The sequence below is a fragment of the Nocardioides luteus genome, from assembly GCF_015752315.1.
Lineage (GTDB): Bacteria > Actinomycetota > Actinomycetes > Propionibacteriales > Nocardioidaceae > Nocardioides.
The window spans coordinates 2315601-2329602 of sequence record NZ_JADOVJ010000001.1; the positions used below are offsets into that span (position 1 = coordinate 2315601).

Below are 14002 nucleotides of genomic sequence, written 5' to 3' on the forward strand. Positions count from 1 at the left end.
ATGGACCTGCCACACGCCTTTGACCTGAGCGGTCGCGTCGCCATCGTGAGCGGCGCCTCGTCCGGGCTGGGGGAGGGCTTCGCGCGGTCGCTCGCGGCCGCCGGCGCGACGGTGTTCGCGGCCGCGCGCCGGGTCGAGCGTCTGGAGCAGCTCGCGGCCGAGGTGGCGAACGTGGTCCCGGTCCGTTGCGACGTCACCGACGACGAGGACCGCCGGGCCCTCGTCGCCGCCGCGTCCGCCCACGGGCCGATCGACCTCCTGGTCAACAACGCCGGCCGAGCCGGTGGCCCCGACGCGCTGGCGGAGACGGTGCCGGAGTTCGAGAGCCTGCTGCAGCTCAACGTCGTCGCCGGCTTCGCCCTCTCCGCCGAGGTCGTCAGGTCGCTGCCTCCCGAGCACCCCTCCTCGATCATCAACATCTCCTCCGTCGTCGGCCTCGGCTCCACGGCCCCCATCGGCGGAGCCGGGTACGCCGCGTCCAAGGCCGCGGTGATCGGGATGACCCGCGAGCTCGCCGGACAGTGGGGCCGTCGCGGGATCCGGGTCAACGCGGTGGTGCCGGGATGGTTCGATACCGAGATGACCGATGGGCTGTTCACGAACGACAAGTCGGCGACGTGGGTACGCCGCGGCACCATGCTCAACCGTGGTGGCCGCGACGGCGAGGTCGACGGAGCCGTCCTCTTCCTCGCCTCGGACGCCGCCTCGTACGTCACGGGGCAGGTCCTCGTCGTCGACGGCGGATGGACCGCGAAATGACCGAGACGATGCTCGCGGTACGTTTCGAGGCCTGGGGCGAACGCGCCCGCCTGCGCAAGGTCCCGATCCCCGAGCCCGGCCCCGACGGCGTGCTCCTCCAGGTGACGGCCGCCGGGATCTGCCACTCCGACCTGCACGTCGAGGACTCGCCACCCGGCCGGCTGCCGTTCTCGCTCCCGTTCACGCTCGGGCACGAGGTCGCCGGCACCGTCGTCGCCGTCGGTGACGACGCCGACCCGGGCTGGATCGGCCGTGCCGTGGTCGTCCACGGCGTCTGGGGCTGCGGCACCTGCCGCCGGTGCCGCGCCGGCCGGGAGAACTACTGCCTCGAGCGACCGCCCGCGATCGGCAACGGTCTCGGGTACGACGGCGGCCTGGCGGAGTTCATGGTGGTCCCGTCCACCCGGTATCTGGTGCCGGCCGACGGCCTCGACCCGGTGCAGGCGGCTCCGCTCACGGATGCGGCACTCACGGCGTACCACGCTCTCAAGCCCTTCCTGCCCGAGCTCGACGCGGAGTCACGCGCGCTCGTCGTCGGAGCCGGCGGCCTCGGCCACTTCGCGGTCCAGCTCCTCGCCCAGACGGCGGCCAGGATCGTCGTGGTCGACCCGAAGCAGGCGGCCCGCGAGCTGGCCTCCGAGCTCGGCGCCCACGAGACGCTGCCCGACCTGGAGGCGGCGGCCCCCACGGCCGCGACGCCGACAACCCGGTTCGACGCGGTCTTCGACTTCGTTGCGGCCGAGTCGACCATGGCCGCCGCGGTCTCGCTCCTCGCCCCCGGCGGCTCGGTCCGGGTCGTCGGCGGCGCCGGTGGTGTCCTGCCGGTCGGCAAGGATCTCGGCTTCCCGCAGGGCTGGTCGGTCTCGGCGCCCTTCTGGGGACCCAAGCCCGATCTGGCGGCTGTCGTCGAGCTCGCCCGTGCCGGACGGCTGCACGCCCACACCGAGACGTTCCCGCTCACCGGCGCGATCGAGGCCTACGACCGGCTCCGATCCGGCGAGATCCGTGGCCGCGCCGTCGTGATCCCCGCCACAATGACCTCGCGCACGTGACTCGGGACCAGGTGGCAAACCATGAATCAAGTGCACCCCAGGAGATGATCTGATGCGGATGTTGGCCGAGGAGTTCGCCGGTCGAGTGGCCACGGAACCGGACCGCGTGGTGGTGATCGACGCCGATGGCGAGCACACCACCGCCGAGGTGTGGCACGCGGCAGAGGCGCTCGCCGCGACCATCGCGGGCCTGGTGGAGGGTGCCCCCACGATCCTCGTCCAGGCCGACAACTCGTGGCGCACTTTGGTCACCGTGCTGGCCACCGGTCACCTCGGCGGCTTCGTCGCCGTGTTCAGCAGCCACGCGACCGCCGACGAGTTCGACCTCGCGCTGGAGGACGTACGCCCCGACGTGGTCGTCGCCTCCGACGGCTGCGTCGCGACCTGGGACGTCGCCCGCAAGGGCTTCGACGGGGAGGCCTCCGACCTCGACGGCTGGGCCGTACGCGCCGTTCCCGGGCCGACACGGGGGACCGAGCGGTGGAACGGTGGCGTCGCGGTCGCGATGACCTCGGGTTCGACCGGCCGGCCGAAGTGCGTCGTCCAGTCCGAGGAAGCCCTGCGTTTCGCCGGCCGGGCGACGATCGACGCCGTCGGGCTGCAGGGCGGCGACCGGGTCGGTGCCTTCGTACCGCTCTCGTCGGTCGCGGCCCTCTGCTTCGGTCTCTATCTGCCCGCCATGCTCGGCGGCACGATGGTATGCCTGCCGAAGTGGAATCCTGCGGACGCGCTCGACCTGATCCGCGAGGAGCAGGTGCGCTGGACGATGCTGGTGCCCACGATGGCGCTCCAGTTCGCCATGGTCGACGGTGCGGCCGGCGGCCTCTCCTCGCTGGCGGCGATGACCGTCGGCGGTGGTCCGATGGATGCCGGCGCGCTCGGTCGTGCCGAGGAGCTGCTCGGCACCAGGTTCCTGCGTGTGTTCGGGATGTCGGAGTGCCTCGGGCACACCACCCCGCTCCCGTCCGACCCCGCCGAGGTACGTCTCGGCCGCGACGGTCGCCCGTTCCCCGGCATCGAGGTGCGCGTCGTCGACGACCAGGGTGCGCCGCTTCCCGGTGGTGAGGTGGGCCGTGCCCAGGTCAAGGGACCCTCGCTCTTCACCGGGTACGCCCGCGACGGGGCTCCGGTGCCGCCGGAGCTCACCGAGGACGGGTTCTTCTTCACCGGGGACCTCGCCCGCATCAACGAGGACGGCACGATCAACATCGTCGGCCGCGAGAAGCAGATCATCATCCGTGGCGGCCGCAACATCGACATCAACGAGGTCGAGGCGGTCGTGGCCTCCGTACCCGACGTGGTCCAGGTCTGCGTCGTCCCGGTGCCGGACCCCGTGCTCGGGGAGCGTGCGGCCGCACTGGTCGTCACGCCGAACCTGTCCCTGGACCTCGGGGTCGTGCGCGCTCACCTGGAGTCACGGGGCACGCCGAAGCATCAGTGGCCGGAGTTCGTCTTCGTGGTCGAGGACCTGCCGCAGAACCGCGTGGGGAAGCTCGCGCGCAAGGATGCGACGCGATTGGCCGCCGAACTGGTACGGTCGATGCCCCACTGAATTGACCTCAAGTCGGCTATTCTCGAAGAGAATCCCAGGAGAAAGGTTCGCCATGGCGCGTCAGGCGACCGTGACAGAGAGCCCCCGTTCGAAGCGCGGGCTGATCCTCAGCGCTGCAGTCGAGAGCTTCGGTGACCACGGGTTCGAGCTCACCAAGTGGGCCTCCGTCGCCGACAAGGTCGGCATCGGGCAGACAGCGCTCTACCACTACTTCGAGTCGAAGGTGCACTGCCTGCTGACGATCATGAGCACCGAGCTCGAGCGCAGCGCCAGCCGCTTCGAGAGGGTCGTCTCCGTCGAGGACGCGCCCGTCGACCAGCTGCGTGCCGCGGTCCGGGCGGCGTTCGACGTGACGCCCCAGGAGGTGCTGCAGATGCGCATCCTGCAGAGCCACATGGACCTGCTGGCGACCCCGCGACTGTCCGAGCGCGAGGAGGCCGAGCGGCAGCACGCCCGCGAGCTCGTCCGCAAGGTCGAGGAGAACTGGACCGGCCTGATCGAGCGTGGCATCAGGTCGGGCGACTTCGCCGACCGCGACCCCGAGCAGACCAGTCGCGCGGTGCTCGCTCTCGTGGTGAGTGTCTGGCGTTGGTACCGCACCGGCGGACCGACGACGCTCGAGGAGACCCGCGACTTCATCTCCGACGCCGTCCTCCGGCTCGTCGGCCCCTGACCCATCCCGTTCCCGGTCCGCGCGGACCTCTGTCCGCAGAACCCAAACAGAATTCAGATCAGGAGTGACATGTACAACCTCATCTTGATGGCCTCTCGTCCCGAGGACTGGTCGCACGAGCAGTTCATCGAGTGGTGGCGTGGCGAGCACGCCGAGGTGACGTACCCGCTTCCCGGCCTGCGCCGGTGGCTGCACACCGACGTCCAGGTCGCTCTCGAGGAGCGGTCGGAGGGCTGGGACGGTGTCTCGATCCTGAGCTTCGACAGCAAGGAGGCCCTCGACCGGGCGCTCGCGAGCGAGGAGTGGGCCGCCGCGATCAAGCACGTGGGCCGCATGCGTGGCCACCGGATCGCCGTCATGGGCGAGGAGCGGACGATGGTCGGCTGATGCCCGCCTCCGAGGCCTGGTGGGGCACACCCGGCTGCTACCAGGTCGTCGACGGCATCCACCGGATCCCGCTGACCATGCCCAACGACGGCCTGCGCGCCGTCAACGTCTACGCCGTCGAGACCGCCGAGGGGCTGCTCCTCGTCGACGGCGGCTGGGCGGTGCCGTCCGCGGTGGACGAGCTCGAGTCGGCGCTGAGGGCGATCGGTCGCTCGCCGCGGGAGATCAGCGACGTACTGGTCACCCACATCCATCGCGACCACTACACCTTCGCCGTACGGCTGCGGGAGAGGTACGGCCCTCGCGTCCACCTCGGCCGGCTCGAACGCCCCGGTCTGGTCGCGATCCAGGAGCTGGGCAACAACGTCCCGGTCAGCTCGCTGCGCGAGCTCCGCCGATCGGGTGCTGACGATCTCGGCCGGGTGATCGAGAAGGAGACCGAGCTCGAGCCGTACGACGTCGCCGACTGGGCAGACCCCGACGGCTGGCTCGACGCCGGCCCGCTCGAGATCGCCGGCTGGCAGGTGGAGGCCGTGCACACGCCGGGCCACACCAAGGGTCATCTGGTCTTCCACGAGGAGGAGCGCGGGCTGCTCTTCTCGGGTGACCACGTGCTCCCGACGATCACGCCGTCGATCGGCTTCGAGCTCGGTGAGTGGGACCTGCCGCTCAAGCACTACCTGGAGTCGCTCGCGCTGCTCCTGGACCGGGCCGACGCCCGGCTGATCCCCGCCCACGGGCATCCGACCGACAGCGTCCACGACCGGGTCCGCGTCCTGCTCGCGCACCACGAGCACCGGTTCGGTCAGGTGGTCGCCGTCCTCGACGCCCATAGGTGGGCGATGACGGCGGCCGAGGTCGCCGAGCAGCTTCCGTGGACCCGGCGCGAGGTGCCGTACGCCGATCTCGACGCCTTCAACCGGATGATCGCGATCTGCGAGACGGCCGCCCACCTCGACGTCCTGGCCGACCGCGCCGATGTCGCGGTTGGCCAGGAGGACGGGATCGACCGCTTCAGGCGGTGAACCGCACCTGCGGGGTACGGCAGATCAGCAACCGCCGTACGCGGCCGCTGGCCGGGTCGAGCTGGGCGCTCGCGTTGAAGGACGCCTCGAAGGCGCCGTCGCGCCGGGTCTCGCCGAGGGCGAGCTCGGAGTCGTCCACCCGCGAGCCCGCCAGCAGATGGTGGGTGAGCACACTGACCTCGCGCTGCGCCAGGTAGGCGACCAGTCCGGCTCGGTCGCCCTGGAACTCCGCGGCCTGGTCGGCGCCCTTGGAGAAGAGGATCGAGAGCTGGAAGTCGTCGGTGATCATGTCGAGGACCCGCTCGGGGGTGGTCGAGTCCATGATCTCGAACCAGTCGTGCAGCAGCGGGGTCGAGCTGGAACTCATCGTCTGTGACATGCGGGATGTCTCCTTCGTGGATCGGGATCAGTCGGGCAGGAGGCCGAGCTCGGGGTCGAAGGCGACCTGGTACGCGGCGATCAGGCCGTCGTCGCCCAGCCGGGCGGCGGCGAGGAAGTGGCCGGTCACGGTCGCCTCGTCCTCGACGACGGCGCCATAGACGAACTCCACGTTGCCGGCGACCGACGAGCGCTGCGGTACGTGGCGGCGTACGACATCGCCACGGCCCGACAGGTAGGCGACGAGGTCCGTACGGCCGATCCCACGGACGGCGCGGTTGGGCAGCAGGATCGCGAACTCCACGTCGGGTGTCACGAGTGCCATGCCGGCATCGAAGTCGCTCGCGTCGACGGCGGCGTAGTAGCGGACCAGCGTGGGAGAGGTCTCGATGGACATGACTTGAACTTAGTTCAGGGACTATGGGTTGTCCAGGGGATTGATGTGATAGAGGTTACACATCCAACCGACTTCAGTTTGAGGAGAGCGCATGAGCGGGCAGCAGGCCGCGCGATTCGACGGGCAGGTCGCCCTGGTGACCGGAGGTGGCTCCGGCATCGGTGCCGCGGTGGCGAGGCGGCTCGCCGCGGAAGGCTGTGTGCGGGTGCACGTCGCTGACATCGACGCAGCCAACGCCACCGCGGTCGCGGAGTCCGTGGGTGGCCGCGCTCATGTGGTCGATGTCGCCGACCCGCAGGCGGTCGACGACCTCGTCGCCGCCGTCACCGGGGCGGACGGCCGGCTGGATGTCGTCGTCCACACCGCCGGCGTGGACGACCCCGCCGCCAAGGCGCGGATCCTCGCGGCCCAGGAGTCGGGTGAGCCCGTCGACGTGCTGAGCGATCTCGACGACGACGGCTGGCGCCGGGTCATGTCGATCAACCTCGACGGCACCTTCCACGTGCTCCGCGCGGCCGTACGGGCGATGCGTCCGCGTGGCGGGGGAGCGATCGTGACCGTCGGCTCCTCGGCCGCGTACGACACGCTGGTCGGCTACCCGCACTACGCGGCCTCGAAGGCGGGCGTGCACGCCTTGTCGCAGTCGGTCGCCAAGGAGGTCATCCCGTACGGGATCCGGGTGAACACGGTCGCCCCCGGCCCGGTCGACACCCCGATGGCCGGCCGCACGCCGGGTGCTGTCCGCAAGGCGATGGAGGCGAGCGGTGCCATCGGGTACGCCTCGGCCGACGACCTCGCCGACAACATCTGCTACCTCGCCTCTCCGGGCGCCAAGAACGTCGTCGGGGCGGTGCTGCTCAGCAACGGCGGCCGCTTCACCGTCTGAAGAACCACCCCGGAACCGCCGCCGAAAGGACCCCATGGGCACCGACTTCCCACACCTCTTCTCGCCTTTCACCATCGGCTCGATGTCGGTGAAGAACCGGCTGGTCGCACTCCCGGCCGGAACGAGCATGGCCGTCGACGGCGTGCCGACCCATGGCGACACCGAGCACTTCGAGCGTCTCGCCGCCGGCGGCGTCGGCGTGATCATCGGTGGCGCTACGGTCGTCCACCCGACGACCACGCTGCGTTCGCGCAAGCTGGTCGAGGCCTATCTCGACGAGTTCGTCCCGGCCGCGGCGGCCAAGGCCGACGTCATCCACCGCCACGGCGCCAGGTTCATCGGGCAGCTGTGTCATCTGGGACGCGAGTTCATCGGCGGCGAGTCCGACTCGCCGCCGGTCGCGCCGTCGCCGATCAAGACGGTCCGCGACGCCTACCCGCCTCATGAGCTCACCGTCGCCGAGATCCACGACATCGTCGAAGGGTGGCGGGTGTCGACGCAGAACCTGGTCGAGGCCGGAGCCGACGGGGTCGAGATCCACGCCGCCCACGGGTATCTGCCCGCGCAGTTCATGTCGCCGCTGACCAACCGGCGCGAGGACGCCTTCGGCGGCTCCTTCGAGAACCGGATGCGGTTCCTGCACCTCGTCATCGAGGCGATGCGGTCGGTCATCCCCGAGGGCTTCGTCCTCGGCGTACGTCTCTCGGGCGAGGAGGAGATCCCCGGCGGGATGGACATCGAGGACTGCGTACGCATCGCCGAGGATCTGGCCGGCTCCGGAGTCGACTACTTCAGCATCACGCACGGCACCCGCGGCAAGTACGTCAAGGACTCGACGAACCCGGACGCCGTCGCGGTGCCGTCGGCGGCGCGCGTGAAGGCGGCCACCGGTCTGCCGACCCTCGTCGGGCAGCGCATCCGGGACGCGGCGACCGCCGACCACATCGTGAAGACGGGGCGTGCCGATCTGGTCGGGATGGCCCGGGCCCTGATCGCCGACCCCGAACTTCCGGCCAAGTCCGAGTCCGGCCGGGTGAGCGAGGTGCGCGGCTGCCTCGGCATCAACCAGGACTGTCGCGCCTTCGATCCGCACCTGCACTGCGCCGTCAACGCCGAGATCGGCCGCGGGCGGCATCGCAACGTCGGTGTCCGTGTCGATGCCCCGAAGGAGATCTACGTCGTCGGGGGAGGGCCGGCGGGTCTAGAGGCGGCACGGGTCGCGGCCGGCCGCGGCCACCGGGTCACCCTCTTCGAGCAGTCGCCGCAGCTCGGCGGTACGGCGCGGGTGGCCGCCGCATCTCCGCACCGGGCCACCTTCATCGACATCGTCGACTACCAGGAGCGGGAGCTCAAGAGGCTCGGGGTCGACGTGAACCTCGCCGCCGGCATCGATGCCGACGACCTCCAGGAGATCCTCGGGATGGCCGATCACGTCGTGGTCGCGACCGGATCGCGCCCGGCGGATCCGCCCGAGGAGCTGGCCGGCCGGCCGTTCGCGACCGTCGACGACGCGATCACCGGTGAGCTGGAGCACGACGGCGACCGGCGTGCGCTCGTCTACGACGAAGGAGACGGGTTCTGGCCTGCGTACAGCGCGGCCGAGGCACTGGTGCGAGCGGGCTGGCAGGTCACCTTCGCGACCGCCCTCGGAGCGCTCGCCTCCCGGGTGCCGGCCGAGAGCGCTGGTCCGCTGCTCACCCGGCTCGGCGCCGCCGGGGTCGACCTGCAGGTCGCGAGCACGGTCGTCGTGCCCGAGGACCCGGCGGCGCCGCTCCAGCTGGCGCCGGTCTTCGGTGGTGAGCCGGTGGATCTCGGGCCGGTGCTCACCGTCTGGCACCGGCCGCGGGTCCCCGTGCTGCTGCCGGGTGTGGTCGCCGGCGAGAAGGTGAGCGTGATCGGCGACTGCCTCACGCCGCGGCGGGTCTCGCACGCGATCGCGGAGGGCTACCGGCTCGGCGCCGAGCTCTGAGCGGTAGGCGTCGTCAGCGAGCGGTCCAGCCGCCGTCGGCGTACACCTCGCTGCCGGTCATGTAGCCGGCGTCGTCGCTGCCGAGGAAGGCGACCGCGCCCGCGATCTCGGCGGGGGTGCCGAGGCGGCCCATCGGGGTGTTGGCGAGCATCGCCTGGTGGCGCGGTGAGCCGCCGAACCGCTCGATCAGCTGAGGGGTCTCGATGAATCCCGGGTGCAGCGAGTTGACGCGTACGCCCCGGGTGGCCCAGTGCAACGCGGCGTTCTTCGTCATCGTGCGCACCGCCCCCTTGGCGGCATGGTAGGCGATGCTGTTGCCGAGGCCGCCGGTGCTGCCCAGGATCGAAGCGACGTTGACGATCGATCCGCCGCCGGTGCGTTCCAGCAGCGGTCCGACGTGCTTCATCCCCAGCCAGACCCCGGTCTGGTCGACCGCGACCACCCGGTCCCAGGTGTCGCGCTCCTCGTCCTCGACGGTCGCGATGCTGCCGATCGCGGCGTTGTTGACCAGCACGTCGAGTCCGCCCCAGGCGGCCTCGAGCTGCGAGGTGGCGTCGCGCCACTGCTGCTCGTCAGCGACATCCAGCTCGAGGGCGAGGTGGCCGGTGCCGGTGAGGGAGTCGAGGAGGGGACCGAGGTCGGTCCCGGCCAGGTCGGCCGCGGCGACCCGCGCGCCCTCGGCGCTGAGCCGGGCGCAGATCTCACTGCCCAACCCGCCGCCCGCTCCGGTCACCAGCACTCGCCGATCTGCGTACCGCTTCATCCTTCACCTCGTCCTCTCGGTCCCGTCGAATCCCCAAGTGAATTCAATGAGATTTTTCCTTGCCATCGTGTGACCTGCGCCATACAGTCTACCTGAACCAACTTCACTTTAGTAACCAGAAGATGCTGTGCCATAAGGGAGAAGAGATGATCAGACGACGACTGTTCGCGCTGGCCGCTGCCACGGTGGCGCTCGCGACGACCCTGACGGCCTGCGGTGGCGCTGCCACCGAGACCGAGCTCGCAGGTAGCTGGGACGAGATCGTCGCGGCGGCCAAGGACGAGGGCTCGGTCACCCTCTACTCCACGCATGCCCCCGACAACCTCGAGCTGCTGAAGAAGGCGTTCGAGGCGAAGTACGGGATCAAGCTGAACTACGTACGCGGCACCGACGCCGACATCGTCCCCAAGGTCGAGACCGAGATCCAGACCGGCCAGGGCACCGCGGACGTCCAGATGGCGACCGACGCGGGCTTCATGGACCGTGCCACGAAGGAGGACTGGAACGTCGAGGTGGTCGGCCCGAGCTTCGACAACGCCGACTACAAGCGCTCCGAGAGCATCAAGGACGGCAAGTGGTTCCTCTCCAGCGCGACGGTCTTCGGCTACGGGTGGAACACCAGCAAGCTGCCGAAGGGCCTGCACACCTACGAGGACGTCCTGGCCGCCGACACGAAGGGCGGGAAGCTGGGCATCACCAACCCTGCCGGCATCCCGACGTACGTGGACATGTACCGCCGGATCGACGCCGACTGGGGCGGTGGGTTCGTGGAGAAGCTCGCCGCCCAGAAGCCGCGCATCTACCCGAGCGCCGTGGCCATCGACCAGGCGATCGCCTCGGGTGAGATCTGGGGCTCCCCGACGGTCGGTACGACCATGCTCGACACGAAGGCGAGCGGCGCGCCGGTCGACTTCGTGGTGCCCAAGGACCCGTTCGGCGTCCCGTGGTACAGCCAGGTGCTCGCCTCGGCGCCGCACGCCAACGCCGCCCAGGTGCTCGCGGACTTCATGGTGACGCCCGAGGGGCAGGCCGCCATCTCGCACAACTACGTGGCCGCGCTGCCCGGCATCGACGGGACCGGCGTCCCCGGCTCGGACCTGCTGGCGCAGGACATCGAGCTCCCCGACCCGAAGACGCTCGACCAGGACTCGGTCAACGAGTACCAGAAGCAGTGGGAATCGCTCTTCCAGAGCTGATCCCCGCCCCTTCGCCGACCCCGACCTCGAGGAAGACCTCATGACCACGATCGTCAGTAGCTCACTGCCTCGCCTGCGCGGTGACGCCGCCACCTGGCGCGCGCGCCTGACGTACGCGCCCTTGATCCTCATCCTCGGGTATCTCGTCGTGGTGCCGCTCTATCGGCTCCAGTCGCTCGCGTTCGCCGACGGCGCAAGCGGCTACCGGGCCCAGTTCGGGCGCGACGACATCGGGGAGACGCTGCGAACGACACTCCTGCTCGCGGTGGTCTCGCTGGCCATCGCGATGGTGCTCGGCACCGTACTCGCCTTCGCGACGAGCCGGCTCCCGCGGCGACTCGGCTTCCTGCGGGTCGTGCCGCTGCTGCCGATCGTGATGCCGTCGGTGGCCAACGTGGCCGGCTGGGCGTTCCTGCTCTCGCCGGGCCCCGGCTACCTCAACGCCATGCTGCGGCACCTGCCGTGGTGGCAGGACCTCGAGAGCGGTCCGGTCAACATCTACAGCACGACCTGGATCATCATCATCACCGGCTTCGGGCTGACCTCGTTCGTCTACCTCTTCGTGAGCGCCGGGATGCAGAACATCGGCTCGGAGCACCTGGAGGCCGCGGCGATCAGCGGGTCGTCCACGATCGGGGTCTTCTTCAAGGTCGTGCTGCCGCTGCTGCGCCCGTCGCTGGTGTACGGCGCGGGTGTCGCGCTGCTGCTCGGGCTCGGCCAGTTCACCGGGCCACTGCTGCTCGGGCAGAACGAGGGCGTGAACGTGCTCACCACGGAGATGTATCGGCGCACGAGCGAGTCGCCGACCAACTTCGCCGCGGCCGCGGCCGCGGGGTCGCCCCTGGTGATCTTCGGGCTGCTGGTGATCTTCGCCCAGCGCTACCTGCTCGGCAACCAGGCGCGGTTCGTCACCCACGGCGGCAAGTCGTTCGCGCCGACGCACGGCCGGTCCGCCTGGGCGGCCGTCGTCGTCGCGGCGTACGGGCTGGTCGCGCTCGTGCTGCCGTTGATCGGGGTGATCCTGGTGTCGCTCTCGCCGTTCTGGTCGGCCAACCTGTCGTGGGGCCTGTTCACGCTGGACAACTACCGCGCGCTGGTCGAGACCCCGGGCATCGTCGAGTCGGTGGTGACGAGCGTGGTCACCTCGCTGATCGCGGTCGCGATCTGCGTGCCGATCGGGCTCGGCGTCGCCCAGCTGATGGTGCGGCGGCGGGACCTGCCGCTCGTCCGCCTCCTCGGTGACCTGATCACCGCGCTGCCGCTCGGGATCCCGGCCGTGATCTTCGGCGTCGGCTTCCTGCTGACGTACACCCAGCCGCCGTTCATCCTCTACGGCACCAAGGCGATCATCGTGCTCGTCTACGTCGTCCTGATGATCCCGTTCGCGACCCGGATGCAGCTGACGGCGCTGGTGTCGATGGGCAACACCTATCAAGAGGCGTCGGCGGTGAGCGGCGCCGGCCCGGTGCATACCGCACTCACCATCACGCTTCCCATGCTCAAGCCGGCCGTGCTGAGCTCCGTCGCCCTGATGTTCATCCTGCTCACCCACGAGTTCGCCGCCTCGATCATGGTGCGCTCGGCGACGACCCAGGTGATGGGCACGCTCCTCTACGACCAGTGGACCAACGGCTCGTACCCGCTGGTCGGGGCGATGGCGATCCTGATGTCCGCCGTCACCGGAGCCGGTGTCGCCATCGCGATGCTGGTCGGTGGCCGAAACGTGCTCGACAATCTCTGAGGGAGCGTCCCCGGGCATCCGCCGCCCGTGTCGTACGCCCCGTCGTAATCCCATCAAGCAAGTCCATGGAGGAATGGCCGATGTCCGCCAAGTTCCGAGTCGAAGGACTCACCAAGTCGTACGGATCGAACGTCGTCGTCGACCACCTCGACCTCGAGATGGAGGAAGGCGAGTTCCTGGTCCTGCTGGGCCCGAGCGGCTGCGGCAAGACGACCACCCTGCGCTGTCTGGCCGGCCTGGAGACTCCGGAGTCGGGTGTCATCGACTTCAAGGGACGGCACGTCTTCGACTCCGGCCAGCGGCTGAACCTGCCGGCCCACAAGCGGGACGTCGGCATGGTGTTCCAGTCCTACGCGCTGTGGCCGAACATGACCGTGCGCAAGAACATCGCCTACCCGCTGAAGGTGCGCAAGATGCGCGAGGCGCTGGCCGGCGGGCGGGTCGAGGAAGCAGCCGCGATGGTGCACTGCGAGCACCTGCTCGATCGCTACCCGAGCCAGCTCAGCGGTGGGCAGCAGCAGCGCATCGCCGTCGCCCGGGGCCTGGTCTCGCGTCCGGACCTGGTGCTCTTCGACGAGCCGCTGAGCAACCTCGACGCGCGGCTGCGGGACACGGTGCGTACGGAGATCCACCGGTTGCACGAGAGCCTCGGCTTCGGCGCGGTCTTCGTGACCCACGACCAGTCCGAGGCGTTCGCGCTCGGTGACCGCCTGGCCATCATGCGCGCCGGCAGGATGGAGCAGGTCGACACGCCGCAGCGGGTCTTCGCCGACCCGGCGACCGACTACGTCGCCGAGTTCATCGGCATGTCCAACCGGCTCGAGCTCCACCGCACCACCGCGGGGTGGCGTACGAACGCGGGAGTCGACATCACGCTCGAGCGGGATCTGCCCGACTCGGACGCCGTGGTCGCCCGGCTGTGGCCCGACGACCTCGAGCTCTACCGCGACGTGGCGTCGGTGCCGTCCGGCGTCGTCGCGCTCGAGGCCGAGCTGCTCGCCTCCGAGTTCGGCGGACGCACGTACGACGTCACCGTTGCCGCAGGGCAGGAGGAGTTCCGGCTGCGGGCGAGCAGCGCGCTGCACGGGTCGTGGCTGCGTGGCGCGGAGGAGGGTACGAAGGTGGTCATCGGGCTGCGCCCCGAGACCATGCAGGTCTATCCGCTGGATGAGGCACCGGCCCGAGCGGAGGCTGCTGTCAGGCCGCTGGTCGCGGCGTCCTGAC

Annotated in this window: 14 protein-coding genes; 11 read left to right on the plus strand and 3 right to left on the minus strand. The window is 70.1% G+C overall.

All coding sequences use genetic code 11. The annotated features are described in order from the left end of the window. The 6 genes from HD557_RS11105 to HD557_RS11130 all read left to right on the plus strand — a co-directional run bounded on the left by HD557_RS11105 (position 1) and on the right by HD557_RS11130 (position 5448). Positions 1–759 (plus strand): SDR family NAD(P)-dependent oxidoreductase, encoded by a 759-nt coding sequence (locus HD557_RS11105; RefSeq protein ID WP_196873927.1) that lies wholly within the window; start codon positions 1–3, stop codon positions 757–759. Continuing rightward, positions 756–1811 carry an NAD(P)-dependent alcohol dehydrogenase gene (locus HD557_RS11110; protein ID WP_196873928.1) on the plus strand — a complete coding sequence of 352 codons (1056 nt, stop codon included), beginning with the start codon at positions 756–758 and terminating at the stop codon, positions 1809–1811. Before HD557_RS11105 ends, HD557_RS11110 begins: the two co-directional genes overlap by 4 nt. A 52-nt stretch (positions 1812–1863) precedes the next feature. Then, complete coding sequence (locus HD557_RS11115) at positions 1864–3363, plus strand: class I adenylate-forming enzyme family protein (RefSeq protein ID WP_196873929.1); 1500 nt, start codon at positions 1864–1866, stop codon at positions 3361–3363. Between the two features lie 70 nt (positions 3364–3433). Further along, on the plus strand, positions 3434–4036 hold the full coding sequence (locus HD557_RS11120) for a TetR/AcrR family transcriptional regulator (protein WP_307785593.1): 603 nt from the start codon (positions 3434–3436) through the stop codon (positions 4034–4036). A 69-nt stretch (positions 4037–4105) separates the two neighbouring features. Beyond that, positions 4106–4423: an EthD domain-containing protein gene (locus HD557_RS11125; RefSeq protein WP_196873931.1), complete on the plus strand. Its 318-nt coding sequence runs from the start codon at positions 4106–4108 to the stop codon at positions 4421–4423. After that, entirely contained in the window at positions 4423–5448 is a 1026-nt protein-coding gene (locus HD557_RS11130; protein ID WP_008356694.1) for an MBL fold metallo-hydrolase, read from the plus strand. The genes HD557_RS11125 and HD557_RS11130 overlap by 1 nt, the downstream gene beginning before the upstream one ends. On the opposite strand, the gene HD557_RS11135 is transcribed toward HD557_RS11130, so the two are convergent. Continuing rightward, on the minus strand, positions 5438–5827 hold the full coding sequence (locus HD557_RS11135) for a hypothetical protein (RefSeq protein ID WP_008356692.1): 390 nt from the start codon (positions 5825–5827) through the stop codon (positions 5438–5440). The genes HD557_RS11130 and HD557_RS11135 overlap by 11 nt on opposite strands. A gap of 27 nt (positions 5828–5854) precedes the next feature. Beyond that, on the minus strand, positions 5855–6223 hold the full coding sequence (locus HD557_RS11140; RefSeq protein WP_008356690.1) for a nuclear transport factor 2 family protein: 369 nt from the start codon (positions 6221–6223) through the stop codon (positions 5855–5857). A 91-nt stretch (positions 6224–6314) separates the two neighbouring features. Here HD557_RS11140 and HD557_RS11145 point away from each other — a divergent pair, with 91 nt between their 5' ends. Both HD557_RS11145 and HD557_RS11150 read left to right on the plus strand, forming a co-directional pair. Further along, positions 6315–7109, plus strand: coding sequence for an SDR family NAD(P)-dependent oxidoreductase (locus HD557_RS11145; protein WP_008356689.1), 795 nt, complete (start codon positions 6315–6317; stop codon positions 7107–7109). 34 nt (positions 7110–7143) lie between these two features. Continuing rightward, the gene (locus HD557_RS11150; protein ID WP_196873932.1) at positions 7144–9078 is read left to right on the plus strand and encodes an oxidoreductase; all 1935 of its coding nucleotides are present in this window, start codon (positions 7144–7146) and stop codon (positions 9076–9078) included. A gap of 13 nt (positions 9079–9091) precedes the next feature. Here the strand turns inward: HD557_RS11150 and HD557_RS11155 are convergent, their stop codons facing one another. After that, positions 9092–9841: an SDR family NAD(P)-dependent oxidoreductase gene (locus HD557_RS11155; RefSeq protein ID WP_008356685.1), complete on the minus strand. Its 750-nt coding sequence runs from the start codon at positions 9839–9841 to the stop codon at positions 9092–9094. A 146-nt stretch (positions 9842–9987) separates the two neighbouring features. Here HD557_RS11155 and HD557_RS11160 point away from each other — a divergent pair, with 146 nt between their 5' ends. The 3 genes from HD557_RS11160 (at position 9988) to HD557_RS11170 (ending at position 14001) form a co-directional block, all read left to right on the plus strand. After that, on the plus strand, positions 9988–11037 hold the full coding sequence (locus HD557_RS11160) for an ABC transporter substrate-binding protein (RefSeq protein WP_196873933.1): 1050 nt from the start codon (positions 9988–9990) through the stop codon (positions 11035–11037). 40 nt (positions 11038–11077) lie between these two features. Next, positions 11078–12778 (plus strand): ABC transporter permease, encoded by a 1701-nt coding sequence (locus HD557_RS11165; RefSeq protein ID WP_196873934.1) that lies wholly within the window; start codon positions 11078–11080, stop codon positions 12776–12778. An 80-nt stretch (positions 12779–12858) separates the two neighbouring features. Continuing rightward, entirely contained in the window at positions 12859–14001 is a 1143-nt protein-coding gene (locus HD557_RS11170) for an ABC transporter ATP-binding protein (protein ID WP_008356680.1), read from the plus strand. The last annotated feature ends 1 nt before the right edge of the window (position 14002 follow it).